The organism is Flavobacterium luteum (assembly GCF_008806775.1).
GTDB classification, from domain to species: domain Bacteria; phylum Bacteroidota; class Bacteroidia; order Flavobacteriales; family Flavobacteriaceae; genus Flavobacterium; species Flavobacterium luteum.
In genome coordinates this window covers 1-1,254 of sequence record NZ_WAEM01000028.1, presented here as the reverse complement: position 1 = coordinate 1,254, position 1,254 = coordinate 1, and the positions used below count along the sequence as shown (strand labels likewise).

General features: G+C 27.1%; 1 protein-coding gene. It reads left to right on the top strand.

The genetic code is table 11. The annotated features are described in order from the left end of the window. Positions 1-253 precede the first annotated feature (253 nt). Positions 254-1,252, top strand: a complete 999-nt coding sequence (locus F6464_RS14340) for a GntR family transcriptional regulator (protein WP_151108625.1) — start codon at positions 254-256, stop codon at positions 1,250-1,252. Positions 1,253-1,254 lie beyond the last annotated feature (2 nt).

Genomic DNA, 1,254 nt, shown 5'->3' with positions numbered 1-1,254 from the left:
CTCCGTGATTGTTGCACCGAGGTTTATTATTTTTAATTCCATTCCGTTTTTATTCACTAATTGATATGAAAAAACAGATTCGCCTCCTGTCATTAAACCAAATGATTTCTCAAAAGACTTTGTGTTAAATTCTAATTCGGTTTTTATTTTCATGATTTATTGTCAATAATGGAATTTCAAAATTATATTATTTTTCAAAAAAAACACACCAGTACCTACCAGTTTTTTTATATCTTGCCAAAAATTTAAGATTATGAAACTAATTTTGGTTCAAAGTAATATTGGTATTCCAAAATATAAGCAGATTATTTCATCAATTGAAAAGGCAATTGAAGAAGAAAAATTAGTAAAAGGAGAGAAACTCCCTTCAATAAATAAAGTTTGTACCGCTTTTTCTTTATCCCGTGATACTGTTTTACAAGCCTATGAAGACTTAAAAAAAAGAGGTTTGATTTATGCTATTCTAGGCAAAGGATATTATGTGAAAAGCACTCAAATAAAAACAAAACAACGTGTTTTTTTACTTTTTGAAGAATTAAATATCTTTAAAGAAGATCTATACAATTCCTTTTTAGAAAACATTGGAAAAAATGTTCAGGTGGATATTTTCTTTCATCATTTTAATATCCAAGTTTTTCAAAAACTAATAAATGATAATAATGGAGACTATACTAAATATGTTATAATGCCAACTAATTTAGTTGGTGCCGATTTGTATATAAAAAACCTACCTGTTAACGAGGTTTACATATTAGACCAAACAAATTTGGAACTCAAACAATATCCAGCAGTATATCAAAATCACAAGAAGGATATTTTTGAAGCTTTATTAAAAGGAAAGCATAAATTATTAAATTATAAAATTTTGATTTTGATTTTTCCTGGTTATAGAGAACCGTTAGGAATGAAAGAGGGATTTGAAAAATTTTGTGATGCTTTTTCATTTGAAAATGAAATAATTACTGAATTCTTTGATAGAGAAATCAAAATTGGTGAGGTATACATTATCCCTAATGATAGAGATTTAGTACGTGTAATAGAAAAAGCAAAATCTCAAGATTTGAAACTAGGTAGTGATTTTGGCATTGTTTCTTATAATGAAACACCATTAAAAAAAGTAGTAGAAAACGGAATAACTACCATTTCAACTAATTTTAATGCAATGGGGAAAATTATGGCAGAAATGATTTTGAACGGAAAGAAAAAGCAAATTGAAAATAGGTGCTCTTTAATTATAAGGAACTCGCTTTGATA